26 protein-coding genes are annotated in these 25,900 nt (G+C 63.5%); 6 read left to right on the top strand and 20 right to left on the bottom strand.

What is annotated here, in order from left to right:
- Positions 1-207: 207 nt before the first annotated feature.
- On the bottom strand, positions 208-1,266 hold the full coding sequence (locus CLU94_RS22340; RefSeq protein WP_180278734.1) for an Lnb N-terminal periplasmic domain-containing protein: 1,059 nt from the start codon (positions 1,264-1,266) through the stop codon (positions 208-210).
- Between the two features lie 183 nt (positions 1,267-1,449).
- Here CLU94_RS22340 and CLU94_RS22335 point away from each other — a divergent pair, with 183 nt between their 5' ends.
- Complete coding sequence (locus tag CLU94_RS22335) at positions 1,450-2,154, top strand: hypothetical protein (RefSeq protein WP_180278733.1); 705 nt, start codon at positions 1,450-1,452, stop codon at positions 2,152-2,154.
- Positions 2,155-2,156: 2 nt separating this feature from the next.
- On the opposite strand, the gene CLU94_RS22330 is transcribed toward CLU94_RS22335, so the two are convergent.
- Complete coding sequence (locus CLU94_RS22330; RefSeq protein WP_099667228.1) at positions 2,157-3,326, bottom strand: mandelate racemase/muconate lactonizing enzyme family protein; 1,170 nt, start codon at positions 3,324-3,326, stop codon at positions 2,157-2,159.
- A gap of 97 nt (positions 3,327-3,423) precedes the next feature.
- Between CLU94_RS22330 and CLU94_RS22325 the strand changes: the two genes are divergently transcribed.
- Together CLU94_RS22325 and motA are read left to right on the top strand one after the other, a co-directional pair.
- Entirely contained in the window at positions 3,424-4,383 is a 960-nt protein-coding gene (locus tag CLU94_RS22325; protein WP_099667227.1) for a LysR family transcriptional regulator, read from the top strand.
- Between the two features lie 3 nt (positions 4,384-4,386).
- Entirely contained in the window at positions 4,387-5,250 is an 864-nt protein-coding gene (gene motA, locus CLU94_RS22320; RefSeq protein WP_077406831.1) for a flagellar motor stator protein MotA, read from the top strand.
- 15 nt (positions 5,251-5,265) lie between these two features.
- Here the strand turns inward: motA and CLU94_RS22315 are convergent, their stop codons facing one another.
- The 7 genes from CLU94_RS22315 to CLU94_RS22285 form a co-directional block, all read right to left on the bottom strand.
- On the bottom strand, positions 5,266-5,664 hold the full coding sequence (locus CLU94_RS22315; RefSeq protein WP_099667226.1) for a VOC family protein: 399 nt from the start codon (positions 5,662-5,664) through the stop codon (positions 5,266-5,268).
- A 147-nt stretch (positions 5,665-5,811) separates the two neighbouring features.
- On the bottom strand, positions 5,812-7,278 hold the full coding sequence (locus CLU94_RS22310) for an aminotransferase-like domain-containing protein (protein WP_099667225.1): 1,467 nt from the start codon (positions 7,276-7,278) through the stop codon (positions 5,812-5,814).
- Between the two features lie 10 nt (positions 7,279-7,288).
- On the bottom strand, positions 7,289-7,873 hold the full coding sequence (locus tag CLU94_RS22305) for a LysE family translocator (protein WP_099667224.1): 585 nt from the start codon (positions 7,871-7,873) through the stop codon (positions 7,289-7,291).
- A gap of 177 nt (positions 7,874-8,050) precedes the next feature.
- The gene (locus CLU94_RS22300) at positions 8,051-8,536 is read right to left on the bottom strand and encodes a MarR family winged helix-turn-helix transcriptional regulator (RefSeq protein WP_099667223.1); all 486 of its coding nucleotides are present in this window, start codon (positions 8,534-8,536) and stop codon (positions 8,051-8,053) included.
- Positions 8,529-9,860 carry a S41 family peptidase gene (locus CLU94_RS22295; protein ID WP_180278732.1) on the bottom strand — a complete coding sequence of 444 codons (1,332 nt, stop codon included), beginning with the start codon at positions 9,858-9,860 and terminating at the stop codon, positions 8,529-8,531. The genes CLU94_RS22300 and CLU94_RS22295 overlap by 8 nt, the downstream gene beginning before the upstream one ends.
- A 315-nt stretch (positions 9,861-10,175) precedes the next feature.
- Complete coding sequence (locus CLU94_RS22290; protein ID WP_099667221.1) at positions 10,176-11,993, bottom strand: DUF4153 domain-containing protein; 1,818 nt, start codon at positions 11,991-11,993, stop codon at positions 10,176-10,178.
- Positions 11,994-12,095: 102 nt separating this feature from the next.
- Entirely contained in the window at positions 12,096-12,533 is a 438-nt protein-coding gene (locus tag CLU94_RS22285; protein WP_099667220.1) for a hypothetical protein, read from the bottom strand.
- Positions 12,534-12,615: 82 nt separating this feature from the next.
- Between CLU94_RS22285 and CLU94_RS22280 the strand changes: the two genes are divergently transcribed.
- Positions 12,616-13,005, top strand: coding sequence for a MerR family transcriptional regulator (locus tag CLU94_RS22280; RefSeq protein ID WP_099667219.1), 390 nt, complete (start codon positions 12,616-12,618; stop codon positions 13,003-13,005).
- A gap of 58 nt (positions 13,006-13,063) precedes the next feature.
- Here the strand turns inward: CLU94_RS22280 and CLU94_RS22275 are convergent, their stop codons facing one another.
- The 3 genes from CLU94_RS22275 to CLU94_RS22265 all read right to left on the bottom strand — a co-directional run bounded on the left by CLU94_RS22275 (position 13,064) and on the right by CLU94_RS22265 (position 15,624).
- Entirely contained in the window at positions 13,064-13,705 is a 642-nt protein-coding gene (locus CLU94_RS22275; protein WP_251351617.1) for a choice-of-anchor C family PEP-CTERM protein, read from the bottom strand.
- Positions 13,706-13,861: 156 nt separating this feature from the next.
- Entirely contained in the window at positions 13,862-14,356 is a 495-nt protein-coding gene (rraA, locus tag CLU94_RS22270; RefSeq protein ID WP_035820358.1) for a ribonuclease E activity regulator RraA, read from the bottom strand.
- A 32-nt stretch (positions 14,357-14,388) separates the two neighbouring features.
- Positions 14,389-15,624, bottom strand: a complete 1,236-nt coding sequence (locus CLU94_RS22265; protein ID WP_099667217.1) for an MFS transporter — start codon at positions 15,622-15,624, stop codon at positions 14,389-14,391.
- A 100-nt stretch (positions 15,625-15,724) separates the two neighbouring features.
- Between CLU94_RS22265 and CLU94_RS22260 the strand changes: the two genes are divergently transcribed.
- Positions 15,725-16,525: an AraC family transcriptional regulator gene (locus tag CLU94_RS22260; RefSeq protein WP_180278731.1), complete on the top strand. Its 801-nt coding sequence runs from the start codon at positions 15,725-15,727 to the stop codon at positions 16,523-16,525.
- A 112-nt stretch (positions 16,526-16,637) separates the two neighbouring features.
- On the opposite strand, the gene fliD is transcribed toward CLU94_RS22260, so the two are convergent.
- The 4 genes from fliD to alr all read right to left on the bottom strand — a co-directional run bounded on the left by fliD (position 16,638) and on the right by alr (position 21,248).
- Positions 16,638-18,023, bottom strand: coding sequence for a flagellar filament capping protein FliD (fliD, locus tag CLU94_RS22255; RefSeq protein ID WP_099667215.1), 1,386 nt, complete (start codon positions 18,021-18,023; stop codon positions 16,638-16,640).
- Between the two features lie 229 nt (positions 18,024-18,252).
- Positions 18,253-18,573, bottom strand: coding sequence for a PilZ domain-containing protein (locus CLU94_RS22250; RefSeq protein WP_257218936.1), 321 nt, complete (start codon positions 18,571-18,573; stop codon positions 18,253-18,255).
- Positions 18,574-18,704: 131 nt separating this feature from the next.
- Positions 18,705-20,081: a DNA repair protein RadA gene (gene radA / locus CLU94_RS22245; RefSeq protein WP_099667214.1), complete on the bottom strand. Its 1,377-nt coding sequence runs from the start codon at positions 20,079-20,081 to the stop codon at positions 18,705-18,707.
- 69 nt (positions 20,082-20,150) lie between these two features.
- Positions 20,151-21,248, bottom strand: coding sequence for an alanine racemase (gene alr / locus CLU94_RS22240; RefSeq protein WP_099667213.1), 1,098 nt, complete (start codon positions 21,246-21,248; stop codon positions 20,151-20,153).
- A gap of 247 nt (positions 21,249-21,495) precedes the next feature.
- Between alr and lplT the strand changes: the two genes are divergently transcribed.
- Entirely contained in the window at positions 21,496-22,758 is a 1,263-nt protein-coding gene (gene lplT / locus CLU94_RS22235; RefSeq protein WP_034779369.1) for a lysophospholipid transporter LplT, read from the top strand.
- Between the two features lie 35 nt (positions 22,759-22,793).
- Here the strand turns inward: lplT and CLU94_RS22230 are convergent, their stop codons facing one another.
- Genes CLU94_RS22230 through tsaB form a run of 4 tightly spaced genes read right to left on the bottom strand, consistent with a single transcriptional unit; the run spans position 22,794 to position 25,852 of the window.
- Positions 22,794-23,756 (bottom strand): DUF1853 family protein, encoded by a 963-nt coding sequence (locus CLU94_RS22230; RefSeq protein ID WP_099667212.1) that lies wholly within the window; start codon positions 23,754-23,756, stop codon positions 22,794-22,796.
- Positions 23,734-24,642, bottom strand: coding sequence for a uracil-DNA glycosylase (locus CLU94_RS22225; RefSeq protein WP_099668438.1), 909 nt, complete (start codon positions 24,640-24,642; stop codon positions 23,734-23,736). The genes CLU94_RS22230 and CLU94_RS22225 overlap by 23 nt, the downstream gene beginning before the upstream one ends.
- Complete coding sequence (rimI, locus tag CLU94_RS22220; protein WP_099667211.1) at positions 24,639-25,130, bottom strand: ribosomal protein S18-alanine N-acetyltransferase; 492 nt, start codon at positions 25,128-25,130, stop codon at positions 24,639-24,641. Before rimI ends, CLU94_RS22225 begins: the two co-directional genes overlap by 4 nt.
- Positions 25,127-25,852, bottom strand: coding sequence for a tRNA (adenosine(37)-N6)-threonylcarbamoyltransferase complex dimerization subunit type 1 TsaB (gene tsaB, locus CLU94_RS22215; protein WP_099667210.1), 726 nt, complete (start codon positions 25,850-25,852; stop codon positions 25,127-25,129). Before tsaB ends, rimI begins: the two co-directional genes overlap by 4 nt.
- Positions 25,853-25,900: the final 48 nt, after the last annotated feature.

Here is a 25,900-nt window from a genome sequence, read left to right as displayed (position 1 = left end):
ATTTAGTCATGAAGTGAGACCGGCCGCAATGTGCGGCCGGTCGGGATAGCGACAGTATAAAGCAATGACAGATAACGCCCAACCAAGCCTACTGCGCGTCGGCATAGGCGGCCTGCGATGCTCACTGTACTAAAGTACAGTTCCGCTTCTCGACCACCTCTTCCTTCCGCTCGCTACGGTTTGGTTGGACGTTGTGCTGCAAGTTGATTACTGCCTGGGCATTTGCAGCTTCGGGTGGCCCGTTTCATCGTAGCCCGGCATGCCGCGGCGGATCGCATGCGAAAAGTCCGCGTCGTCGTTGGCCGCCCGCGCGCGCGCCGTGACGTGGCCGCCATCGCGCAGCTGCTGGAAGGTCTGGCCGGGCACCAGGCCCTTGACGTCGAACAGGTAGCGGTCCAGGTAGCCCGAAGCCATCAGCCGATAGTCGAGCGGCAGGCCCGGCACGATGCGGCGCACCATCTCGAAGACGATGGTGGTGCAGTTGGCCGTCAGGGTGTTGTAGAACTGCGGCTGGTTCTTCAGCGCTTGCGCCTCGTCCAGGTAGGCGAGGAACAGCGAGCGCATGGCCGCCTTGGGCATCATCACGCGGTACAGATGCATGTCCTCGCCCCGCGCATTCGTGCGCACGCGCAGGATGTCGCGCTCGTCGGCGGCGATCAGGCTCATCTCGAAATGCTTGAAAAAGCCGCCGATGGCGGAAAAGCTCTCGCCCTTTTCCTTGCGGATTTCGATGGAAAACGTCAAAAAGCGCCCGTCCGCAAAGCCGAACGAAATCAGGGTATGCGCGATGTACGGCCCCGTCCAGTACGACAGCGCCGTGTCCACCGTGCGCAGCTCGTCGAGGTCGTAGCTGCGCTGTTCCCACTTGACCGTGTAGTCGTCGTCGCTGCGCCAGTCGAAATTGCGCACATTGTCCAGCGTAACGGTGCTGCCCTTGACCGTGCCCGTGACGTTGCGCGCCACGTCGTCGGCCCACACGCGCTGCTGTTTCGGCGTGATGAGGCTCCACCACAGGAGCAGCAGGAGAAAACCGGCCGCATACGGCAGCAGCACGCGCGCATCGCCGCGCGTCCACCACAGCGCGATGCTGGCCACGCCCAGCCCGCCCCACAGCAGCGCGCCGATGGCTTGCGCGGCCGTGCCGCCGGACAACTGGTACCACAGCGCCAGCGCGCCCCACAGTGCGGTCAACAGGAGAATCAGGGAAACGGCCATTTTGCCGATACTGCCCAGCACGGAGCGGGCACGATGTGATAAGAAAGTCATGCCGCAATTATAGGGCCAAGCGCAGGAACAGGTACGTTCAGGCAAGTGCCGCGGCAACAGGCCCCGACGGCGCAATCATTGCTTGCCTGCTAATTTATTTCATGAGAGCATATTGCCAAAATAAAATGTATAGACAAGGCGGCCTGTCACGGCAGCGGCGCCTTGGCTTTCCCAGGAGATACCTTGCAGCCCCCTTCCCTGTACGCCCTTGCCGGCAGCCTCAATTCCCTCTTCATCGTCGTCAGCCTGTACGGGCTGTGGTCGCAGCTGCAAAAAATCTGGCAGCGCAAGCGCGATGCCGGCATCGGCGCCGGCAAGACGACGGACATCCTGTCCATCAACCAGTTCACCGTCAGCTTCCTCGCGTATTGCGCGTTCTTTGTGTACGGCTATTCGATCACGCCGTTCAACCACTACATCGTCTGGCCCCGCCTGGTCGCCTCGCTGATCGCGCTGGCCATCCTGTATGAAATCCACCGCGACCGCCGCAGCTTGACATCGCGCAATGCGCTGCTGGCCTGCGCACTGCTGCTGGGCGCGGGCATGGCGGGGCTGGCCTTCGGCCCCACCTTCAGCGATGAAAAGCGCGTAATCTCGCAAGGCCTGCTCGTCGCCGTCACCGTGCTGCTGGCGCAGGGCTACGCGCACCAGATCCGCTTGATCTGGCGCTCGGGCAAGACGGGCGCCGTGTCCCTGAAAATGAGCCAGTTCATCCTCGCCATGGATGCCAGCACCATCTTCTTTGCCTGCGTCATGGGATTATCGACAGGCTGGCCCCTGCTGCTGCTGGCCTGCGTCAGCGCCACGACCAAGCTGATCATCATGTGGCTGTTCCGCTGGGAAAAGAGCAGCCCCGCCGCGCAGGTGAAACGCCAGGCGCCGGCCTGAGCCTATTGCCCGCTCAGCGCGCGCATTTCCGCATACAGGTTCGCCTTGCCCTCGAAGCCGATGCCGACCAGGTCCGGCATGGTGATGTGGCCGTTTTCCACTCTGACGCCGTCGGGGAAGCCGCCGAACGGCTGAAATAAGTCCGGATACGATTCATTGCCGCCCAGGCCCAGCCCTGCCGCGATATTCAGGGACATCTGGTGGCCGCCATGCGGGATGCAGCGGCTGCGCGACCAGCCGTGCTGGTGCAGCATGTCCAGGGTGCGCAGGTATTCCACCAGGCCGTAGCTGAGGGCGCAGTCGAACTGCAGCCAGTCGCGGTCGGCGCGCATGCCGCCGTAGCGGATCAGGTTGCGTGCATCCTGCATGGAAAACAGGTTCTCGCCCGTCGCCATGGGCTTGTCGTAATAGCTGCGCAAGGTCGCTTGCAGCTCGAAGTCGAGCGGGTCGCCCGCCTCTTCATACCAGAACAGGTCGTACTGGCGCAGCGCCTTGGCGTAGGCGATCGAGGTGTCGAGGTCGAAACGGCCGTTGGCATCCACGCACAGCTTTTGCCCATCCTGCAGCACGTCCATGATGGCGTCGATGCGGCGCAAATCCTCGTCCAGCGAGGCGCCGCCGATCTTTTTCTTGACCACCGTGTAGCCGCGGTCGACATAGCTGCGCATCTCGTCCTGCAGGGCGGACAGGCTCTGGCCCGGATAGTAATAGCCGCCCGCCGCATACACGAACACTTTTTTGTCCGGCACGCCCGTGCCGTGGCGCTCGGCCAGCAACTGGAACAGGGGCTTGCGCTCGATCTTCGCCACGGCATCCCAGATGGCCATGTCGATGGTGCCGATGGCTACCGAGCGCTCGCCATGGCCGCCCGGCTTTTCATTGGTGTACATGCAATCCCATACCTTGTGCGGGTCGAGATTGGCGCCGTCAGCCGTCACGAGGCTGGCCGGATCGGCGTCGAGGATGCGGGGAATGAAGCGCTCGCGCATCAGCATGCCCTGGCCGTAGCGGCCATTCGAATTGAAGCCGTAGCCAACGACGGGCTTGCCGTCGCGCATCACATCCGTGACGACGGCCACCAGGCTTAACGTCATCTTGGTGAAATCGATGTAGGCGTTGCGGATGGGGGAAGAGATGGGGATGGTCTTTTCGCGGATCTCGACGATTTTCATGCGGGTCTCCTGTATTTGAATGGTGACGCCAGCTTAATCGCGATACGTAATCGTATAATCGATAGCAATTTAAACCATTCTTCACTTGAAGTTAATAATGAAAAGCGACGCCACCACGGAAATGGCCTTCTTTGTGCTGCTGGCCAAGCTGGGCAGCCTGTCGGCCACGGCGCGCGAACTGGGCATCACGCCGCCCGCCGTCAGCAAGCGCCTGCAGCTGATGGAGCAGCGCCTGGGCGTGCGCCTGCTGAACCGCAGCACGCGGCGCATCAGCCTGACGGGCGATGGCGAAAGTTATTTGCAGCAGGCGCGGCAGATCCTCGACGATATCCGCGCCATGGAAGAGTCGCTGGCCAGCGGCAGCGCCGAACCGCGCGGGCTGCTGCGCGTGAATGCCACCTTGGGTTTCGGCCGCACGGTGATCGCGCCCCTGCTGTCGCAATTCGCCCTGCGCCACCCGCAGCTGGAAGTGCAGCTGCAATTGACGGACAGCCCCATCAACCTGGTCGAGCAGGCGTACGACCTGGGCATCCGCTTCGGCGACTTGCCCGACACGCGTTTGTCGGCGCGCAAGATCATGTCGAACCGGCGCTTCCTGTGCGCCTCGCCCGCCTACCTGCAGGCGCACGGCACGCCGCGCACCCCGGACGAGCTGGCGCAGCACCGCTGCATCGTGCACCGGCAAAACGATGACGCCTACGGCATCTGGCGTTTGAGCAAAGGGCGTGCCACCCACACGGTGAAGGTGCGCGGCACGGTGGCCAGCAACGATGGCGACGTGGTGCTGGGCTGGGCCCTGGACGGGCACGGCATCCTGCTGCGCTCGGAATGGGACCTGGCCCGCTACCTCGACAGCGGCCGCCTGCGCGTGGTGCTGGACGATTACGCGCTGGCGCCGGCCGACCTGTACGCCTATTATCCGAGCCGCCACCAATTGCCCGCCAAAGTGCGCGCTTTTATCAATTTTCTCATCCAGCAGCTGCAGCCGGACGCGGCTACCGCAGGCAAATCGGGTTACACTACAATATTGCGATATGGCAATATTATGAAGGAGTAGGTTTTGCTAGTCATACTCGGATTTCTCGTCGTGCTGTTTTCCGTCTTCGGCGGCTTCGCCATGCAGGGCGGCCATTTGGCGGCCCTGTTCCAGCCGCTGGAACTGCTGATGATCGGCGGCGCGGCGCTGGGCACCTTCTTTGTCGGCAACGACGCCAAGGCCATCCGCGCCACGTTCGCGGCCATCCCCACCCTGTTCCACGGCTCGCAATACACGAAGGCCCGCTATATGGAACTGATGGGGCTGATGTATGAAATCCTCAGCAAGATCCGCAAGGAAGGCTTGATGTCGGTCGAGGACGATATCGACGACCCGTACCGCAGCCCCATCTTCGTGAAATACCCGTACACGCTCGGTGACGAGCACATCCTGGAATTCATTACCGATTACCTGCGCCTGATGGTGTCGGGCAATATGGATGCTTATCAGATCGAAAACCTGATGGATAACGAGATCGAGACGCACCATGAAGATGCGGAAATGCCGATCCAGACGATTTCGCAGCTGGCCGACGCCATGCCCGCCTTCGGCATCGTGGCCGCCGTGATGGGCGTCGTGCACACGATGGCCTCCGTCGGCTTGCCGCCGGCCGAGCTGGGCGTGCTGATCGCGCAGGCGCTGGTGGGCACCTTCATCGGCATCCTGCTGGCCTATGGCTTCATCGCGCCGCTGGCCAGCTTGCTGCGCCGCAAGCACCATGAAACGGCAAAGATGTACCAGTGCGTGAAAGTGACCCTGCTGGCCAGCCTGAACGGCTACGCGCCGGCGCTGGCCGTGGAATTCGGCCGCAAGGTCATTTCCGCCACGGAACGCCCCTCGTTCAGCGAACTGGAAAACCACGTGCGCCAGGTGCGCACGAAAAACTGATACGGCCCGTTTGCTTCAAGCTTCCGGCGCCGTCCAGACCAGGTTCCACAGGTGGCCATCGATATCCTCGAAGCCCTGGTCGTACATGAAGCCATGGTCTTCCGGCGGATGCGGTATGCGGCCACCGGCGGCCTTGGCCCTGGCGATCAGGCTGTCCACCTCTTCCCGGCTTTCGCAACTGAGGCAAATGACCACTTCATTGGCCTCCTTTGCCTTCGCCACAGGCTTGCCGATCAGGGACTGGAAGAAGGCTTCGCTCGTCAGCATGGCCTGGATGGTGTCGTCGACGATGTTCATGAAGGCCGCGTTCTCGCCGCTGAAGCGGGAATTGAAGGTAAAACCGAGGGCGGAAAAGAAGGCCCTGGATTTCTCCAGGTCCTTCACGGGCAGGTTGAGGATGATCTGTTTGTTCATGGCGCTTCCTTGTTTCCCTGGTGAAAGTGGAATGGACAACCGGTGCGCCGTCCCGGCGACGGGTGGCGGCACACCAAATTGACACGCTGGCGAAAAAAGAACCCCTCCAGAATATCAACAAATGACAAGGAAAGGCGCAGACCATGCTCAGGACTTGCCGCCGAGGCTGGCGGCGGCGCTGGCGCGGGCCAGGCTTGAGCGTGCGCCAGCCACCGCGCGCAGGCGCTCTTCAAGGTAGGCGCTCACGCGGGGATGCTGGCTGAAGGCGACGTTGAAGCGGATGTGCTGGTCGGGCGTGTCGTTGGCCGAGAACGCGGCGCCGCGCATCAGCAGGATCTTGTTGCGGTAGGCGTCCTGCACCAGCAAGTCCACGTCCAGCCCTTCGGGCATGCTGCCCCACAGGAAAATGCCGGCGTCGCCGGGTTGCTCGAACAGCACGCCGGCCGCGCTCAATTGCCGCGTGCTGGCGTTGCGCGCCACCATGATCTTGCGTTGCAGCCGCTCCAGGTGCTTGCGCAGGTTGCCGGCCTTGAGCACTTCCAGCAAAACGTATTCGTTCAGCGCAGGCAAAGTCATGATGGCGTGGATCTTGGTGCGCATCAGCAGCTTGAGCAGGGCGGGCGCCGCAGCCAGGTAGCCCATGCGCAGGGCCGGGCTCAGCGCCTTGCACAGGCTGGAGTAGTAGATCACGCCGTCCAGCCCGGACAGCGATGCCAGCCGCGTGCTGTGGCCGGGCTGGAAATGGCCGTGCACGTCGTCTTCGGCGATCAGGAAGCCATGCTGCTGCGCCATGATCAGCACCTTGTGCAGGTTGGCGGCGCTGCTGCTCCACCCGGTGGGGTTGTGCAAGGCCGTCTGCACGAACAGCAGGCGCGGACGGTGCGCGCGGCAGGCCGCTTCCAGTTCGTCCAGGTCGAGGCCATCGGGGCGGCGCTTGATGGGTACCAGGCGCACGCCATCCTGGCGCAGCCTGCCGAACATCAGGAAGTATCCGGGGTCTTCCACCAGCACCGTATCGCCGGGCTGCAAAAACGTGCGGCAGATCAGATCGATTGCATGGGTGCCGCCGAACGTGGTGAGGATGTGGCTGGCGTCCGCGGCGACGCCGATGCCGCGCAACAGCAGCGCGATCTGCTCGCGCAGTTCGGCCAGCCCTTGCGGCGGACAGCGCGAGGCCATGCCGGCCGCGCTGCGCGCCAGGCCGCGTTGCACGGCGGCCACCGGCAGCGCATCCTGCAGCCAGGTGGGCGGCAAGGCGCCGCTGCTGGCCAGCAGCACGCCCGGCCGCTGGTCGTTCACTTGCTGGCTCAGCCAGACCGGCTCCTGCTCCTGGCCCGCTTCCAGCGCCACCTCGTCGGGAATGGCGCTGCCGGCGTCAGCTGGCGTGCAGACGAAGAAGCCCGTCGTGCCGTGGGTATCGATGACGCCTGCGGCCACCAGCCTGTCATACGCCACCACCACGGTGTTGGTGCTCACCGCGAGCTGCGTGGCGAGCTGGCGGATCGACGGCAGCCTGGTCCCGCCGGGCAGGACGCGTTGCGCGATCTGCTGGCGCAATGCGGCCTCGATCTGCTGGAACAGGGCGATGGGCGAGGAGCGGTCGATGGCGAACATGGGTGGCAGTCTAACGCAAAAACAGCACGGCGAGGACCAGCAGGACGGCCCCCATCGCCAGATTGAAGATGCGCTGGTTGCGGGGCGCTTTCAGCACGCTGCGGATCGAGACGCCGAACAGCGCCCACATGGCGTTGCACGGCGTGCCCACCACGGTGCCGATCGCGGACACCAGCAGCGCGCTGGCCAGCATATTGCCCTGCGCAGGCATGAAGACGGACGCCATGGTGACCGCCTTGAGCCAGCTCTTGGGGTTCAGCGCCTGAAACAGCGCCGCCTGCGCAAACGACACGGCCTTCGGCGCGCCGCTTCCCGCCACCGAGGCGCCGGCCAGCTTCCAGGCCAGGAATATCAGGTACAGCGCGCCCGCGATCCGCAGCACCTGCTGCGCCATCGGGTACGCGACGAACACGCTGCCCAGCCCCACGCACATGAGCACGGTCTGCACGAAGATGCCGGCCTGGATGCCGAGGATTACCGGCAGCGCGCCGCGATAGCCGAAATTGGCGCCGGTGGTGGCCAGCATGACGTTGTTCGGCCCGGGCGTGGCGGACATCACAAAGCAATAGCTCATCAGGGGCAAGAGTTCGGTCATGGCAGGCAGTCGCAGCGTGGAGAAGGCCCCAGTCTAGAAGCGCGGCACGCCGGGGACAAGGCACAAGGCGACGCATACAAGCACATGCTGTATCAGTCGAACGACTGCTACAGCGGCCCCCGCCCGGACAAGCATGCGGAAAGCTCTGCTCGCGGCCTGAAGCGAACACCGTCTGCGTCAGCCCGGGGAATCGATGCGTTGGTCCAGCGGCTTCGCGTGGAGGGCATCGGCGGCCCGATCCACGAATTGCCTCACGTCCCCCACCTCGGCAAACAAGCCGGCGTAGGCCGCCCGTATCAGCACCGTGCACTGCCCGAATTTCGCCAGCTGCGACAAACCCTCATCAGTGGGCATGAATATCCGTCGCCGGGCATCATTGTCATCGTTCCGATGCTGTATCAGGCCCAGGCGGAGCAGCTTGGGTATCTTTTGCATGACCAGCTGGTGCGAATGTCCGAGTTCGCGCGCCAGGTCCGAGGCGGAGGCCGTGCCGAGCGTCGCCAGAACAGTCATCAGCGAACACGAACGCACCGGGATGACGATCCCCATCGTGTCGAAGACGGTCTTGGATTGCTCAGCGATCAGGACGCTCAGCCGTTCGACGGCGCGGCCGAGAAACACGGCGTCATCGATCGCGGCCGGGTGAGGTGTCTTCTCAGTCAAGGCGCTTGTACCTCTGGATGCTGCCGTCCTGGTTCACGCGTTCCAGCGCCGTCACTTTCCCGCGCGAAACATTCAAGCGGTATCGAAAATCCGACACGCCTTCCACCGCGAACAGGTCGGGACCAATCGGCTCCAGCGCGACGCGAAACCGGTCGCGCCAGATAGTGTAGAGCGTGCCCTTGTCCAGGACGATCTGGCGGCCTTCATATTTTCCGGCGGCTTGCGTCAACAGCCCGGCATCGACATGCGGGCGCTCGATCGCTGCCGTCAAGCTGGGGAGCAGCCAGGCAAGTTCGGTTCGCCTGGCGTCATCGGTCTTCGCCAGATGTTCAAGCGCCAGCTTGTGCGCCAGAGGCAGCGCGCGGATGGACGGGCTTGGGATATCGGGTTGCACGCCGGTTCCTTCGAAATCGCCATGCTCCACGGGATCCTGGATCTGGCCGATCGGCACTTGCACGAAAAAATCGTCGTTGAGCGGCTTGCGCGCCACCGGATGCGCACCACCGGCGGTGCGCTCCCCGATCAGTGTCGCTCGCCCGAGCTTCTTCATCGCATAGGAAAACCATTCTGCGGAGGAAAACGACGTCGAGCCGGTCAGGATATACACGGGCTTGTCCACCATGCGCTTGCTCGGCAAGCCCGGCAGCACCCATTGCCCGCGCTGGATACGCCTGCCATCCTCATTATAGTAATAGTCGAAGAGCAGCTGGTCTTTCTCGCTGGAGAAGAAATAGCTCGCCAGAAACTGCGCCATTTCCAGATGTCCGCCATTGTTATAGCGCAAATCGATGATGAGGGCGTCCGTATTGCCGACGAAGCGCATAACGGACGCCGCCGTATCATGGGCAAGTTCCGGATCGGCAAAATAGCTGAAGCGTAGATAGCCGATATTTCCCTTCAGGCGAGCGACCTCGTCGAAACCGAAATTGGTCTCTTCCAGCCTGCTCAATTCTTCTTTGCGTATCTTGGCCTTGAGCGTCGGGTCGGCCTTTGCCTTGAATTCCGCGATCCATTTGGGGTCGGCGCCCACGAAGAAATGCAGGTCGCCGCTGACTTTGACGAGGTCGTCCGTCAGCTTGCCCGCAAACTCTGCCTGCGTCGTCGCCGAGTCATAATCGCCCTTGCTCAGATGCTCCTGAAGCACCGGCGCAATTTTTCTTGCGATGTCCGGAAACGCGTAGTTTGCATTCAAGGTGCTATTGAGGGAGGCGATGATCTCGCTCTTTTCATTGCGCGAAAGGCCAGGCTCCCCGGCAAAGGCGCCCGGTGCGCACAGGATGGACAGCGCCGACAGCGCTTGAAGCAGACATAAGTGATAACGCATTCTGATGTTCCCTCCCCTCGGTGAAATCCAATCATACAATATATTGCGCAACATATTGCAGAAAAATCAAATCACCTCGATGAGGGAAGCAGACAACCTCCGCTTCCGTCCGATCTGCTCTCGCCAGAAGGAGGCTTCGGCCAGCGCTGTCAGATTCAACGCTTCAGTGGCAGCCTCCGGCCGGCCATCGTCATTCGCAGCTTCCGCCGATACGGGACCGTCGGAATGATTCAGTGCACCACGTCGCTGCCGTCAGGGCAAGCTGGCGGTTCCATCCCGCGCTGCACGCCCCGCTGCGCGCCCTCTTCCTGCCATCTACGGGGCCGGCGCCGTCTCGTCCGGGCAGCTGACCTCGTCCTCCGGCGTATACAAAGTCATCGGCACGCGCTGGCCATCCACTTCCAGCTCGCGCACCTTCGGCGGCACCAGTTGGAACTGGCCCGCTTGCAGCTTCTCGCGCAGGGGCTTGCAGCGCAGGGCATCGGTGGGGATTTGCCCGCGCGCCGTCCAGCTGCCGTCTTCTTTTTCCGCCAGCAACACCGACGAGGCGCGCGGATCATTGCTGATCAGCAACACGTCCTGCTTGCCGTCGCCATCGAAATCGAGCAGGTAGGCGTCGCACTGCGGCCCTGCCCGCTTCAGGCAGGCGGGCAGGCGCCAGGCCGGGCCCACTTGCGTCCAGTCCTGACGCAGGAAACTGTCCGGCAGCTTCGCCGTCGCCGGACGCAGGGTCAGGTTGATCGACACGTCGCTCAGCGCGCCCGCCTCGTCGAGGCGGTTCTGGCGCTTGAGCATGGCGTCGGCGCGCGCCCGCACGATGGCCGCATCCGGGCCCGTCGTGCGTTTCGTCAATTCCTGCAGGGCCGCCTGGCCATAGCGGGCGCCCTGGAAGCGCAGGTATTCGAAATCGAACTTGTCCACGCCCACCTTGCCGCTGTCCAGGCGCGCCATCTGGCTGGCCACGGAAATGCGCGCCGGGTCCGCCAGCGGCGAAAACAGGGCGAACAGCACCAGCAGGGTCACAAAGGCGGTGGCCACGTTGACGTTGGCGATCAGGTGCAGCCAGTCGCCATACTTGCTGGCCGCCCAGGCATAGCCGGCCGCGTAGCAGGTGGCGACCAGCAGGCAGGCGGCCGCGATCAGGCGGTCGGACGTCCAGCCGTGCGACATCACGCGCAAGGTCAGCGCATAGATGGCGATGCCCACCACCCACGGCAGCAACAGGCAAGCCAGGCGCGTGCCCAGGCGGATGCCGCGCGCCACGCCATGGCCCACTTCGCCGTTCTGGAAGGCGGCATTGATCAGCACCACCAGCACGCCGGCCATGCCCAGCAGCACGGACGCCGCATGGCGCGTGGCCCACAGGCGCTCGAAGCCGATGAAAGGCAAGGTCAGCAGGAAACCGGAGACGAGCACGGCGGCGATCGGCATCAGCCACGACAACAGCACCAGCAGCAAGGTGCGGATGCCGCGCACGATGGATGGGCGCACGTCCGTGATGTGGATGGCAAAGGAAAACGCGAAGCAGATGACGGGGATCACGAACCAGGCCTGGCCCAGCAGCTTTTTCAGGAAACTGAGCTTAATCAGCAGGAACAGCTGCCCGCCCAGCCACAGCACCAGCCACAGGCCCAGCACGAACAGCAGGGAAAACAGCAGCTGGATACCCAGCTTCCAGGCGATTTCAAAGTAGGTCGGGTAGCGGGCGATGCGCTGGCCATCCTGGGCGCTGGCCAGCACCAGCGCGTGGGCGATATAAAACCCCACCACGCAAAAACCGAACAGCTGGGCGGAAATCACGCGCAGCGGCGCGCCCGGCTTGTAGTTGCCCCAAATCACGTGCTCAGCGCCACGCGCCACGTCGTGCCAGGCCAGCACGGCCAGCACGACGGCCGCGCCCGCCATCCACAGGGCGATGCGCTTGAGGGACATGTGGCCCAGGCTGGACACCAGCAGGATGGGCAGCAGCAAGCTGATCAGCATCAACGGGCCCAGCAGATAGGCTTCCGTGGCGGGCCACACCTTGTCTTGCGCCGTGCTGTACAGCCAGTACAGCAGCAAGCCTTGCAGCAGGCCCGTCACCAGGCGCGTCACCGCGATGCGCGGCGCCACCACCGGATCGAGTAGCGCCATGTTTTTTCCTGCGGCATCCTGCTGCATAGTCATTCCCTTAATAGTCGTTCATTGCAGTCATTGTTGCACTGCGAGCACGGCTATTATTGCATTTCGTTATCGTCATCTCAACAGCGATTCACGCGCGCCCCCTTCCGGCCCGCCCTCGCTGCGGCGCACCGGCAAGCTTTGCGCGAGACCCCAGGCCAGCTCCGGCACGAGGAACAGCCACAGCAGGGGCTGGCCCGTCATGAGCAAGGCCCACGCCATCCAGGTGGAAAACAGGTAGCGGGCCACGGCGTCGTAGCGGCCGAAGCGCGGCTGCGGATCGAGCATGCGCAGCACCGACCAGACCATCACCACGCTGCCCAGCAAGCTGCTGATGAGCAAATGCAAGGGTTCGAACACTGGCAGTGGCGCGCCGCCCAGGGCCAGGTTGATGGCGTTCAAGTGCTCGCGCAGCAGCAAAAACGTCCACGGCGTGGTAAACGGGGCAATCATGAGCACATCGTAAATGGCGCTGGCGCGCACCACGCGGCGGAAGGCGGAAACGGACAACATGGCAACTCCTGTGTATGGAAAGCATCCATTCTCAAGGCTGGAGTACACTCCATGGTCAAGCATTTTATGAAGGAATATTTCCATGCAGATCGGCGAGATGGCGCAGGCGACGGGCTTGAGCCGCGATACCCTGCGCTTCTATGAAAAGCGGGGCTTGCTGCGCGCGCGGCGCGGCGCGAATGGCTACCGCGACTATCCGCCCGAAGCGGCGGACTGGCTGCGCTACCTGCGCACGGCGCAGCAGCTGGGTTTTACGCTGGCGGAAATCGAGGCCGACATGCCGCTGCTGGCCGGCGCAGGCGATCCGGCCATGGCGGACCTGCTGCGCGCGGCGCTGGCGCGCAAGCTGGCCGACATCGATGCGCGCATCGCCGGCTTGACGCAGTTGCGCGGCGAACTGGCGCGGCGGATGGAGCCGCAGGCGGCCGCCTGTCCGTTGCGGGGAGATGCCGATGCAGCACCAGCTCCCTGAAAAACAAAAACCGCCTGGGCATGGCCGCAGGCGGTTTTGACGTGGCGCAAGGCTGGAATTACTTGGCGGCCTTGCGGCGGCGCAGGAAACCCATCAGGCCCAGGCCGGCCAGCAACATGGCGTAGGTTTCCGGTTCCGGCACGGCGGCCATCACGGAAACATTGTCGATCACGGCGCCCGAGTAATTGTCGAACGGCGTGCCTGCCTTGGCGGCGCTGGCAAACGACAGGGTCGCCAGGCCCGTGGAAGCGGCCGTGAAGCTCAGGGTGTTGCTGTACAAGGTGTTCGAAGCGGCGGCCGTCGAGTAGAAATCCCCCACCACGCCACCGAAATTGACGCTCACGCCCTGGCCTGCAGGGCCGCCGGAATTGCGCGCCATGTCAAAGGTCAGGCTGTACGTCTGGCCGGCAACGACGCTGAAATTTTGCGACAGGAAACCCGGACCTGGCGTACCCAGCAAATCGACGCTGTAGCCGTTGATGGCGTTATACGCATTGCGGATCAGGTCGACGGAACTGGCGCCCACGGTCCAGCCCGTGATGGCCGACGAACCGCTGTTGACGACTTTAAAGCCGCTGTCGAAGGTATAGCCGGAAGCAACTGTTTCAAAATTGCCATTCGTGATCAGGTTGACGGGGCTGGCGCTGGCGGTGCCGGCAGCAAACAGGGCGACAACGGCTGCGATGGTGGCGATTTTCATGAGTTGATTTCCTTGCCTTATTGGCATTAAAGTTACCTTAAGTAAAATCATATCGCAGCCAGGATGAAAATCCAAGAACTTTGCAAAAATATATTTAATGTGAGCAATTTGCAACGTCTTCAGGCGCCCTTCCCCCCTCCTCCGGAGGGCGACAGCTCAATCAAGCTCTTGCCGTGCCACCAGGATGCCATCCGCATCGGCGTAGATCCAGTCGCCCGGATGCACGGCCACGCCGCTGATCTGCACGCGCACGTCGCGCTGGCCGGCGCCCGTCTTGTTGCTCTTGCGCGGATGCGTGGCCAGGGCGCGCACGCCGATCTGGCAGACATTGATTTCCTCGCTGTCGCGGATGCAGCCATCGACGACGATGCCGGCCCAGCCGTTGCTTTCGGCCAACACGCCCAGCTGGCCGCCCACCAGCGCGCGGCGCAGGCTGCCGCCGCCATCGATCACCAGCACATGGCCCTGGCCCGGCGTTTCCAGGGTGCTGCGCACGAGGGCGTTGTCTTCGAACACGTGCAAGGTGGTGGCGGGGCCGCTGAAGCGCACGCGCTGGCCGAAGGCGCGGTACACGGGCGGCAGCACGGCCAGGGTGCCGTCGTCCAGCATGGCTGCATAGTCGTCGCACAGGTCGGTGGTGGCAAAGGTCATGGGGATTCCTTTCGTGGCAGATGGCAACGATTCTATGCCTTTTGCAGCGCCGCGGCACGTGTTTTGCCGCCCACGCCCACGGCCGTGGCGATCGCCAGCGCCTGGAACAGGCCGATGAAGACGAACAGCAGGGCCGGATGGTCGCCATCCATCAGCGCGCCAAAGAACAAAGGCCCTACGGCCAGGCCGCTGTCGAGGCCCGAATACACGACGCCGTACACGCGCCCGGTGGCATTCTTCGGCGCCGCCGCGCGTATCATCAGGTCGCGCGACGGCCCCGCCACGCCCGACATCAGGCCGATGGCGCCCATCAGCACCACCGCGCCCCAGGCCGGCACGACGGCCATGCCCAGCAGCACGGCCAGCAGCGCGGCGGCGGCAAAGGCGATCGCCACGTTGCGGTCCGGCTGCTTGCTGCGCGCGCCCACCACGCCGCCGGCCAGCATGCCCACGGCCGAGGCCAGCATATAGGCCGTGTAGGCGCTCGTGGCCAGCGCCAGGCTCATGCCGTACAGCTTGACGAGGGCCACGCTGGCAAAGCTCTGGATGCCGCCCAGGGCGATGGCGGTAATGAAGAAGAAGGCAAAGCACATCCACACTGCCGGCAGGCGCAGGAAGTCCAGCGTGCCTTCGCCGCCGGCGGCCTGGCCCGGCGCGGCCTGTTTCACGGGTTCGGGGCGGATGGCGTGGCGGTTCAGGAACAGGATCAGCAGCACGCCGAACGGCAGCACGGCCGCGCATTGCAAGGCCACCCGCCAGTCGTAGTTGGTGGCGACATACGTCATGAACAGGGGCGCCAGCGCCCAGCCGATGTTGCCGCTGATGCCATGCACGGAAAAGCCGTACGCCACGCGGGCCGCCGACACGCGCTGGTTGAGGATCGTGTAGTCGGCCGGATGGAACACGCTGTTGCCCATGCCGGCCAGCATGGCGCCCAGCATCAGCGCCGCATAGCTGTGGGCGGTGGACAGGGCCAGCGCCGACACGCCCAGCAAGAAAATGCCGGAAAACAGCACGGCACGGGCGCCGAAACGGTCGACGACGAAGCCGGCCAGCGCCTGCCCCACGCCCGAGATGATGAAGAACACCGTCATCAGCAAGCCCAGTTCCGCATACGACAGGCCGAAGGCGGGTTTCAGCCAGACGAACAGGGCCGCGAGGATCAGGTGATAAAAGTGCGACACGCCATGCGCCAGCCCCACCAGGGCGATGACGCGCGCATCGCCGCGCAAGGTGGGAAGTCCGGATGCCGAGTTAGTTGTTATCATGTCATACCCTGTCTTATACTGGTGAAGCTCAAGTGTATGCAAAATACCATCGTCTGTTTTCCGACAGAACGACATAATTTATCGAATTAAGGCCAAGCTGATGGGTGTACCTATCCTCCACCATACCCGCATGTGTCCGCCACGGGAAGCGCCCAGCGCCACCATTCCCGTGACCATGATCGCGCGCGACCTGCAACCCGATGAATTCTTATTGCCGCACAGCCACCCCTGGGGCCAGGTCACGATGGCGCTCGAAGGCGTGCTGCGCATCACCGCCAACAACAGCAGCTGGGTGCTGCCGCCCATGCGCGCCATCTGGATCGCGCCCAACGTGGAGCATGCCGTCACGATACTGGAAAAGACCCGCTTGCGCCCCCTGTGCATCCACGCCGCGCGCGCGCCCTTTGCGGGCCACGATTGCAAGGTGCTGGAAGTATCGAATTTGCTGCGCCAGCTGATCATGGCGCTGGAACAGCTGGATCCGGGGCAGGAACCGGCGCGCGAGGCGCTGCTGGCCGAACTGATCCTCGATGAATTGAAACGCTCGGCCACGCGCCCCATCCGCGTGCCCTTGCCGGGCGACAAGCGCCTGAAAAGCCTGTGCGACAGCCTGATCGAGAAACCGGGCTTGAACCAGACGCTGGAACACTGGGCGCAGCAGGTCGGCGCCTCGGAGCGTACTCTGGCGCGGCTGTTTGAACGGGAATTGGGCATGAGTTTTGGCCAGTGGCGCCAGCAAGTGCGCCTGGCGCACGCGGCGCCCCTGATCGCGCGCGGCGTGCCGCTGTCGCAAGTGGCCGAAGAACTGGGCTACGCCAGCCAGTCGGCCTTTTCCGCCATGTTCAAGAAGACTTTCGGCAGTTCGCCGTCGGCCTTCTTTGCCCAGGGCGACAGAATCTAGCCAACTGGAAAGCGCGCCGATACAGCGCTTAGGGCAAGGCGCAGCGCCGCAGGCAGTACGCTGGTACGGCAAGGCGATGCAACGCCGCCATGGGCGCTTTAGCGGTGCGCTCTCAAGCCATGAAGTCGAACAGGGAATTCTTGCCCGTATAACCCGGCAAGGCCGAATTCGTTCCCATCTGTTCCTGCGCGGAATACGCTTTCACCAGCGCCTGCGCCTGGGCCGTCAGCGCCTTGGCCAGCACGGCTTTCTTGTTGGTGAGCGTCGTGATGTCCTTGCCGACCGTCTGCACTTCCTTGCGGATGATGCTCGTTTCGCCCGTCAACTCGCCGATCTTGCTGGCGAACTGGTCCGCCACGCCCTTGCCGTTATTCGTGAACATCTTGCTGACGGCGTCCGGATCGGCCGCGATGGCGGCCTTGAGTTTTTTGTCGTCGAGCACCAGCTCGCCGCTCTTGCCCAGGGTCACGCCGGCGCTGCCCAAGACCGAGGAAGGCACGCCCGTGCTGGCCGTGCGCAGCACTTGTTCCATCTGCGAGCGCACTTGCCCCAGGGCCGTGTCGGACTTCAAGTCGCCCTGCTGCAGGCTCTGCAGCTTGCTGTTGAGTTCATTATAGGCCGTGACGAAACTGGCCACGTTGCTGGCGATCTGGCTGCTGTCCTTGGCGATGACGAGGTCGGTCGTGCCTTTTTTCTTCAATTCGATGGTGGCGCCCTCGACGGCCGTCGTCAGGGTATTCGTGGCGCTCTTGATTTCCTTGCCGTCGACGGTCAGCAGCGCATCCTGCGCGGCGGCCGTCTGCTGCATGCCCTTGCCCGCGCCGGGCGCATAGCTGAGCAGATTGCTGACGGCCGCGTCGCCGGACACGCTGATGCGCATGCTGCTGTCGGCGCCGCTCTTGCCGTTCAGGGCCAGCGAGTAGCCATCGGCGCCCTTGACCACGCTGGCGTCGACGCCCTGCTGCTTGAGCGCGGCGGCGATGCCGTCGAGGCTATTGTTGCTGCTGTCGATGGTCACCGCAATGATCTTGCCGCTGCCGGGCGTAAATTGCTTGCCGTCGGCCGAGCCCACTTCAATCTTGACCAGCGCGGGCGCCCCCGTGCCGATGGCCGCGCTCGAGGATTTCTGCGCGCCGCTGAGCAAGGTCTGTCCCTGCGCCAGTTGCTTGACGTTCATTTCATGGCTGCCGCTGACCGCCTTGTCGGTGGTGGTGGCGCTCAGCACATCCTTGCTGCTGGACGTGGCCGACGTGGCCAGGCCGCTGCCGGCCATGTTCTTGGCCACGGTCTGGAATTTCGCCAGCGCCGATTGCAGCTGGCCCAGGCCCGAGAACTTGGCCTGGTCGCGCGCCAGGCTGGCGTTGAGCTTGACGACGCCCGTGTTTTGCGACTGCATCTGGCGCTCCACCTTCGCATACACATCGGCCGAGATATTGCCCTGCGTCGTCTGCTGCGTGTTATTGGTGTAGGCCCTGCTGTTGATGGTCGAATTAAACATGGTAGGCGTTCCCGTCGGGTATAAGGTCATGGCGCACGGTTCAGGTCGTGACCGTGCTGCGCTGGAAACGGACGGCAGGCGCGCATGGCGCGGCAAGGTCCCTCTTCTGGTTGATAATTATGCAGTATTACCGGAATATCAAAACAGCGAACAGAACAGGTTTTTCCTGACTGCAAACCCATATGCACCATTTTAGCGCAATCACTTGCCGTTTATCTTCGGACGTGCCTCAGCGCATGAATTTCGAAATGGCGCTGCTGACGGCCATGTCCAGCTGCTGGAAAGTGAGTCCCACCTTGAAACCGGCACTGCTGAAAATACAGTGCGAGACGGATACGCGCGCCTCGATGATGTGCGCCGCGCCATCGTAAAACAATTCGAACAGCACCTTGCCCTTCTTGCCTGTCGGCACCGGTTCCGCGATGACGGCCGACATGCCGCCCGGCCCCACGTCGAGGGTGCGCGCCGCCACGGGGCCCGCGCCATCCATTACCAACATTGCCTTGGCACGCAATATCTTGCGTGCGCCCTGCCTTTGCTCAACTGACACTGTATTCCGCTTCTCTATCTATGCATTGTCGATGCGGATGCGCGAGGCGCATCCATCGGACAAATATTATAGTTCTAAACGGAAATTTTGTTTGACTTGTCTCAAGCTTGGCATTTAAACCATACCAACTTTTACTCGTGGTCGCGCAGCTTGTTGAACGCTTCATCGATGCGCTCGACGCCGATGACCTTGAGGCCCTCGATGACTTGCTTGGGCAAGTTCGACTTGGGCACCACGGCCAGGGTAAAGCCCAGCTTGGCCGCTTCGCGCAAGCGCTCCTGGCCCCGTGGCGCGGGACGGATCTCGCCGGCCAGGCCCACTTCGCCAAACACCACCAGCCCTCGCGGCAGCGGCTTGTTGCGCATCGATGAGTTAATTGCCAGCAACACGGCCAGGTCGGCCGCCGGTTCCGTGATCTTCACGCCGCCGACGGCGTTGATGAACACATCCTGGTCGAAGGCGGCGATGCCCGCGTGGCGGTGCGCCACGGCCAGCAGCATGGCTAGGCGGTTCTGCTCCAGGCCGACGGACAAGCGGCGCGCATTCGGCAAGTGGCTCGTATCGACCAGGGCCTGGATTTCCACCAGCAGCGGGCGCGTACCTTCCTGCGTCACCATCACGCACGAGCCCGGCACCTGGTTGTCGTGCTGCGACAGGAACAGCGCGGACGGGTTCGACACCCCTTTCAAGCCCTTTTCCGTCATGGCGAACACGCCCAGTTCATTGACGGCGCCGAAACGGTTCTTGATGGCGCGCACGAGGCGGAAGCTGGAATGGGCGTCGCCCTCGAAGTACAGCACCGTGTCGACGATGTGTTCGAGCACGCGGGGGCCGGCCAGCGCGCCCTCTTTCGTCACGTGGCCGACCAGAATGATGGTCACGCCCGTCTGCTTGGCCGCGCGCGTGAGCTGGGCCGCGCATTCGCGCACTTGCGCCACGGAACCGGGCGCCGAGCTGAGCGCGTCCGAATACACGGTCTGGATGGAGTCGATCACCACCACTTCCGGTTTTAAATCGGCCAGGGTGGCGAGAATCTTTTCCAGTTGGATCTCGGCCTGCAGTTTGAGTTCCTTGGCGTCGATGACGAGGCGCTTGGCGCGCAAGGCGATCTGCGCGCCCGATTCCTCGCCGCTGACGTACAGCACGCGCTTGTGGTGCGACATATTGGCCAGCGCCTGCAGCAGCAGGGTCGACTTGCCGATGCCGGGGTCGCCGCCGATCAGCACCACGCCGCCCGCCACCATGCCGCCGCCCAGCACGCGGTCGAATTCCTCGATGCCCGTGCCGAAGCGGGGCACGTCGATGGCGTCGATATCGTCGAGCGACAGCACGGGCGCCGTCTGCGCCAGCGACATGTGTTGCGGGTTCGAATAGCGGTTGTTGCCGCCCGTCTCGGGCAGGGTTTCCACCATGGTGTTCCACTGGTTGCACGAGGTGCACTGCCCCATCCATTTGTTGCTGATGGCGCCGCAATCGCTGCAGGTGTAGATGGTCTTGACTTTTGCCATGGTGTACTTTGCCCGGGTAAGGTGAAACTGCTGTCTATATATACAGTATATACAAACGGCGGGCCGCCGTCACTGTGTCGCTTCGACCACGGGCACGCGGGGCGCCAATGCGCACATCAGCTCGTAGCCGATGGTGCCGGCGGCCAGGGCCACCTCGTCGATCGGCATGCCCTGGCCCCACAAGGTGACGGCACTGCCGACTTTTGCACCGGGCACGTGCGTCAGGTCAACCATCAGCATGTCCATCGACACCCTGCCGATGAGTCCCGTGCGCACGCCGTCGACGAGCACGGGCGTGCCTTCGGGCGCATGGCGCGGGTAGCCGTCCGCATAGCCGCACGCCACCACGCCCACCTTGATATTGCCGGCCGCTTCGTAGCGGCTGCCGTAACCCACCACTTCACCGGCGGCGATATCCTGGATGCCGATAATGCTGCTGCGCAAGGTCATGGTGGGCAGCAAGCCGAACGCCTGCGCGGACGTGCCGCCGGGAGCACCGCTGGGCGTGCCGCCGTACAGCATGATGCCGGGGCGCACCCAGTCGCTGTCCAGGTGGTGCAGCAGCACGCCAGCCGAATTGCACAGGCTGCGCGGCAAGGGCACACCAATGCTGGCCGCGCCCGCTTCGAAACGCAGCATCTGCTGCTCCAGGGGCAAGCGCGTGGGCGCCGCCTCATCCGCATTGGCGAAGTGCGTCATCAGGGTGATCGTGCCGATATGCGGCATGGCGCGCAGGCGCGCATACGCCCCCGCCACGGCGTCCGGCGTAAAGCCCAGGCGATTCATGCCCGTATTCATTTTCAAGTGCACATCGATGGCGTGCGGCAGGCGCGCCGCTGCCAGCAGGGCGATCTGTTCCTCGCAATGCACGCTGCCGTTCAAGCCATATTGCGCCATGACGGGCAAATCGCTGGCGTCAAAAAAACCTTCCAGCAGCAAGATGGGCTTGGTCCAGCCCAGTTCGCGCAGACGCACGGCGTAGTCGACCTCGACCAGCGCCAGGCCATCGGCATCGGCAAAGCCCCGCATGGCCCGTTCCAGGCCGTGGCCATAGGCATTTGCCTTGACGACGGCCCACACCTTGGCGCCGCGGGCGCCGGCACGGGCGCGCGCCAGATTGTGTTGCATGGCATCGAGATGGATGGTGGCGAGAAGGGGCCTGGGCATATGCATCGTTCACGGCGGGTGGGAAAGCCGTATTTTACCGGATGCACAGTACGCGGACACGGCAGACGCCCAAGGTCGTATGCAGAGGACATCATTTATAAAATGCTCACATGTATGTGTATTTTTCTACGGCAGAAAAATTAAGGTTCGCTTAGGCAAGAGTATGCAAAGCGGCCCCTTCCAAACTTGGGGTTTGCCGTTTTTTCGTGGTATAAAGCAAGCCAGATATGATTTCAGGCAATCCAGAATGAATCGTGGTTTTTATACCATCATGGCGGCGCAGTTCTTTTCCTCGCTGGCAGATAACGCCCTCTTTTTTGTCGCCGTCGATTTATTGGTGTCCATGAAATCCCCGGCGTGGATCACGCCGCTGCTCAAACTGTCGTTCGTGCTGTTTTACGTGCTGTTGGCCGCTTTTGTCGGCGCCTTCGCAGATGCATTGCCAAAAGGCAAGGTCATGTTCATCGCCAACATGGTCAAGATCTTCGGCTGCGCCCTCGTCTTCTTCCACGTACACCCGCTGCTGGCCTACGCCGTCGTCGGTTTTGGCGCGGCCGTGTACTCGCCCGCCAAATACGGCATCCTGACGGAACTGCTGCCGCCGGAAAAGCTCGTGGCGGCGAATGGCTGGATCGAAGGCTTGACCGTCACTTCCATCATCCTCGGCACCGTCATGGGCGGCGCGCTCGTCAGCGGCCACGTGTCCGACATGCTGCTGTCCTTCGACTTCCCCCTGATCGACACGGGCATCACCAACAAGACGGAAGCGGCCCTGTGCGTGGTGGTCGGCATTTATGTGCTGGCGACCCTGGCCAACCTGAAGATTCCCGACACGGGCTGCGTATATCCGCACCAGGAACGCAATCCTATCAAACTGATCACCGATTTTGCCAATTGCTATTCCATCCTGTGGAAAGACAAGCTGGGCCAGATCACCCTGGCCGTGACGACCCTGTTCTGGGGCGCCGGCGCCACCTTGCAGCTGATCGTGCTGGAATGGGCCAAGCAATCCTTGAACATGCCCTTCGACAAGGCGACCAGCCTGGTGGGCGTGGTCGCCATCGGCGTGGCCGCCGGCGCCGTGCTGTCGGCCCGCTTCATTCCGCTGCGCAAATCGCTTACCGTCATTCCGCTGGGCATCGCCATGGGCGTGATCGTCATGATGATGACGCAAGTACATTCCGTGTGGATCGCCTACCCGCTGCTGATACTGATCGGCGCCCTGTCCGGCTTCTTTGTCGTGCCAATGAATGCTCTGCTGCAACATCGCGGCCACGTGCTGATGAGCGCAGGCCACTCCATCGCCGTGCAAAACTTCAATGAAAACCTGTCGATTCTGACCATGCTGGCCGTGTATTCGATCATGATCCGCTTGCACCTGCCGCTGAACATCATCATCACCCTGTTCGGCCTGTTCGTCGCCGGCACCATGTACATGATCATGCGCAAGCACAAGCTGAACCAGGCCGAGCACGACAATTTATCGCTGATCGGTGAGCAAAAGCATTAATTTCGGGGGCTGAGCCGGCGGATCAGCCCCCGGCATTACGCTGGCAGCATGCCAGCGAGCCGCCGCGCGGCAGCCTGCTCCGTCCAGTCAGGCGGCACGACAAAACCACGCGTGCGCTCCACTTCCCAGCCTTCGACATTATCCACCGTGGCCACCATCACCGGTTGCGCCAGATCAAACAAGCGCGCACGCAAGGCCTCCACGTCCAGCACTTCCACGTCGCGGCCCTTGAACGGCGCCAGCCATTGCAAGCGCGGCAGCACGACATAGCGCTGCGCCGGCAATTGTGTGGGCGCGCACCAGAAGCCGTGTCCATGATCCTGGGAAATACCGTCCAGGGCGGGCGTGGCGTCCGGGGTATAAAACAGCCAGCCCTTGACCAGCGCCTGCGCCGCCCGCACGGGCTGCGCCAGCAGGGTTTGCGCGGCCGGATGGCGGGACAAGGCCAGTTGCTTGTCGAGGATCTTGCGCATCTTCAATCCCAGGGTATCGGCCAGGTTGGGGCCGATCAAGTGATTGAAGACGCCGGGATCAGGCGCGCCTTCCAGCAGGTAGAACTTGGTGGCGAATTCCCAGTGCAGCAACGCGTCACCCTGCGCCCCATCGCGCAGCAGGAAATCGAACTCGCCCACCGTGTCGTTGCGGTTCACCTGCACTTGCAAGCCATGCGCTTGCAGCAGTCCGTGTTGCTCAAAATAAAAGGCCAGCAGCTTTTCAGCGTACAGGCCCAGGCGGGAGTAGAATTTCGGCCCCAGCGCCGCATCGAGCGGCGACGGATCGTCTTGCAGCGCGCCCAGCCAGCTAATAACAGAAGGCGAGACGGGCGCGAGGCTGGCGATGCGCCCGCCCCAGTGGGAGCTGGCCGGGTCCAGCAAGTCGGGCGAGTCGAGCAGCCAGGCCAGCGCACGCACGCGGGGGTGCGTCAGATGCCCCCAGCGGCGCTCGAAGCGGGCCTGGAAAGCGCCGGCGACCGCATCACTCACCGTGCGAATCACCATGCGTGCTTTTCGCCAGGCACAGATCGGCCCAGGCGCGCGCCTTGGCCTTGCCCGTCTCGTCCTGCAGCAGCATTTCCGGGTGGAAAGTGGCCACGACGGAGGCCTTCCCCAGTTGGCACACGGTGCCGCGCACGGGTTTCTCGCCGGGATTGATGCCGGCGGCGGCCATCGAGCCGAGCGTCAAAATAGTACGCGGTTGCAGCAGGGCCAGTTCGCGCTCGAAATACGGGCGGCAGGCGGCGGACTCGGCTTCTGTCGGCAAGCGTTCCTGCCCCCCCTCGTCGAGCGGACGACACTTGAGCAAGTGCGTGATGTACACATCGCTATCCGCATCGACGGCGATGGCTTTCAGCATATTGTCGAGCAATTTGCCCTGCTCGCCCGGCAAGGCGCGCCCTTCCCGCTCTTCCAGGCGCGACGGGCTGCTGGCCAGCATCAGCCAATCGCCCTGGCGGTCGCCGCGGCCCATGACGACGCCCTTGCGCGTCTTGCACAGGTCGCAGCGCGCGCACTTGGCGACGGCAGCCGTCAAGCCATCCCAGTCGAGGGCGGCGATATCCGTATCGCTCAGCTGTCTGGCGGGCGGCGGTGGCGGCGCATCGTCGAACCAGGCCGTATCGTCAGATGCGGCGGGAGCGGCAGGCGTGGCGGGAGCGGGAGCGACGTCGACAGGCGCAGCAACGTCAACGGCTTTCACCTCAGCAACAACCTCCGCTGCGGGTACGGGCGGCGCGGCAGCGTCAAGCACGGCGGCCACCGGTGCCGCTGCTGCTTCCACGATCTCGGCAACGTCAGCCGCTTCAGCGGCCTCGGGCGCGCCACCCTGACGCAAGCGCCACAGGGGGCCGACGCCCATTTCATCGAGGAAAACGGCGCTGCGGCTCATAAGGTATAACGCATCACGATGGCGTCCTCACGTTGCGAGTTACTGGCCGGATAGTATCCCTTGCGCCGGCCGATCTGTTCAAATCCATAGCGCTGGTAAATATCGAGCGCGCGCACGTTCGACGGGCGCACTTCCAGCAGCATCGATTCCATGCCCAGCTGGCGCGCGCAGGCGCAGGACTGGTTCAGCAGGAAGCGGCCCAGTCCCTGGCCCTGGATGGCGCCTTCGACGGCCACGTTCAGCAAGTGCGCCTCGTCGACGACCAGCATCAACAGGAAGTAGCCGAGCAGGGTGCCATCCACGTCGCGCAGCACCCAGGCCGGATATCCGCTCTTGAGCGAATCGACGAAGTTGCCGTGCGTCCAGGGATGCGGATACACGCGCTGCTCCAGCGCCAGCACCTCGGTCAAGTCCGCTTCGGCCATCGGCTGATAGTCGAGGCGCAACAAGTCCCAGCCGGCAGCGCGGTCCTGGTCCGCCACACTCATTGCGCGGACTCCGCAGCGGCCTTGGCGGCCTGCATGTCGAGGCGTTCCGCGCTCGTGTAGGCGATCTTGTTGCGCAAATACAAAGGCTGCGCCTCGGCCGCCGTCACGAACTGGCCGGCCGCAAAGGCGATGCGCGCCAGCTGCGCCACTTGCACGGCGTGCGGCATGATGGCGGCGTCGGCAGTCGCGGCGCACGGCAGCACGGCCAGCGCCTCGGCGTATGCACTGAAACCGTTGCCGCAAGCGGCGACATCGCCTTGCGGCGCCACGCCGGCCGGCGCGCTCAGGGCCGGTGGCGCAACAATCTGCAAGCCATCCTGGTAATCATATTGCGCCCAGTACACTTCGCCCATGCGGGCGTCGAGCACGGTCACGATGCGTTGCGCGCCATGTTGCTGGTGGCACGCGAGCGCCATGGCGTCAAGGGTGACGACGGGCACGACGGGCAGCTTGGCGCCATAGGCCAGGCCTTGCGCGATGCCGCAAGCCGTGCGCACGCCCGTAAACGAGCCGGGGCCGGAGCCGTAGGCGATGGCGTCGACGTCGGCCAGGGTCACGCCCGCTTCAGCGAGCAATTCCTGCACCATCGGCAGAATGGACTGGGAATGGGTGCGCACGCCCGACGACGCACGGGACAGGACGACATCGCCGCGCAACAAGGCGCAGGAGGCGAGTTCGGACGAGGTTTCAATGGCAAGCAGGGTGGGAAGTAAGGTAGACATAGCGTATTTTACCTTGCCGCGCCATGGCATGGCACTCCCCGCTGCGGC

It is taken from the genome of Janthinobacterium sp. 13 (assembly GCF_002749695.1).
GTDB lineage: Bacteria > Pseudomonadota > Gammaproteobacteria > Burkholderiales > Burkholderiaceae_D > Janthinobacterium > Janthinobacterium kumbetense.
Note: the sequence above shows the minus strand (reverse complement) of the source record. Positions and strands in the feature narration are given on the sequence as shown.

Excerpts from the sequence above, each read along its gene's own strand:
- CLU94_RS22340 (WP_180278734.1), bottom strand. The coding sequence starts at position 1,266 with ATGACTTTCTTATCACATCGTGCCCGCTCCGTGCTGGGCAGTATCGGC.
- CLU94_RS22330 (WP_099667228.1), bottom strand. The coding sequence starts at position 3,326 with ATGAAAATCGTCGAGATCCGCGAAAAGACCATCCCCATCTCTTCCCCC.
- CLU94_RS22325 (WP_099667227.1), top strand. The coding sequence starts at position 3,424 with ATGAAAAGCGACGCCACCACGGAAATGGCCTTCTTTGTGCTGCTGGCC.
- CLU94_RS22315 (WP_099667226.1), bottom strand. The coding sequence starts at position 5,664 with ATGAACAAACAGATCATCCTCAACCTGCCCGTGAAGGACCTGGAGAAA.
- CLU94_RS22310 (WP_099667225.1), bottom strand. The coding sequence starts at position 7,278 with ATGTTCGCCATCGACCGCTCCTCGCCCATCGCCCTGTTCCAGCAGATC.
- CLU94_RS22305 (WP_099667224.1), bottom strand. The coding sequence starts at position 7,873 with ATGACCGAACTCTTGCCCCTGATGAGCTATTGCTTTGTGATGTCCGCC.
- CLU94_RS22295 (WP_180278732.1), bottom strand. The coding sequence starts at position 9,860 with ATGCGTTATCACTTATGTCTGCTTCAAGCGCTGTCGGCGCTGTCCATC.
- CLU94_RS22290 (WP_099667221.1), bottom strand. The coding sequence starts at position 11,993 with ATGGCGCTACTCGATCCGGTGGTGGCGCCGCGCATCGCGGTGACGCGC.
- CLU94_RS22285 (WP_099667220.1), bottom strand. The coding sequence starts at position 12,533 with ATGTTGTCCGTTTCCGCCTTCCGCCGCGTGGTGCGCGCCAGCGCCATT.
- CLU94_RS22280 (WP_099667219.1), top strand. The coding sequence starts at position 12,616 with ATGCAGATCGGCGAGATGGCGCAGGCGACGGGCTTGAGCCGCGATACC.
- CLU94_RS22275 (WP_251351617.1), bottom strand. The coding sequence starts at position 13,705 with ATGAAAATCGCCACCATCGCAGCCGTTGTCGCCCTGTTTGCTGCCGGC.
- rraA (WP_035820358.1), bottom strand. The coding sequence starts at position 14,356 with ATGACCTTTGCCACCACCGACCTGTGCGACGACTATGCAGCCATGCTG.
- CLU94_RS22265 (WP_099667217.1), bottom strand. The coding sequence starts at position 15,624 with ATGATAACAACTAACTCGGCATCCGGACTTCCCACCTTGCGCGGCGAT.
- CLU94_RS22260 (WP_180278731.1), top strand. The coding sequence starts at position 15,725 with ATGGGTGTACCTATCCTCCACCATACCCGCATGTGTCCGCCACGGGAA.
- fliD (WP_099667215.1), bottom strand. The coding sequence starts at position 18,023 with ATGTTTAATTCGACCATCAACAGCAGGGCCTACACCAATAACACGCAG.
- radA (WP_099667214.1), bottom strand. The coding sequence starts at position 20,081 with ATGGCAAAAGTCAAGACCATCTACACCTGCAGCGATTGCGGCGCCATC.
- alr (WP_099667213.1), bottom strand. The coding sequence starts at position 21,248 with ATGCCCAGGCCCCTTCTCGCCACCATCCATCTCGATGCCATGCAACAC.
- lplT (WP_034779369.1), top strand. The coding sequence starts at position 21,496 with ATGAATCGTGGTTTTTATACCATCATGGCGGCGCAGTTCTTTTCCTCG.
- CLU94_RS22230 (WP_099667212.1), bottom strand. The coding sequence starts at position 23,756 with ATGGTGATTCGCACGGTGAGTGATGCGGTCGCCGGCGCTTTCCAGGCC.
- CLU94_RS22225 (WP_099668438.1), bottom strand. The coding sequence starts at position 24,642 with ATGAGCCGCAGCGCCGTTTTCCTCGATGAAATGGGCGTCGGCCCCCTG.
- rimI (WP_099667211.1), bottom strand. The coding sequence starts at position 25,130 with ATGAGTGTGGCGGACCAGGACCGCGCTGCCGGCTGGGACTTGTTGCGC.
- tsaB (WP_099667210.1), bottom strand. The coding sequence starts at position 25,852 with ATGTCTACCTTACTTCCCACCCTGCTTGCCATTGAAACCTCGTCCGAA.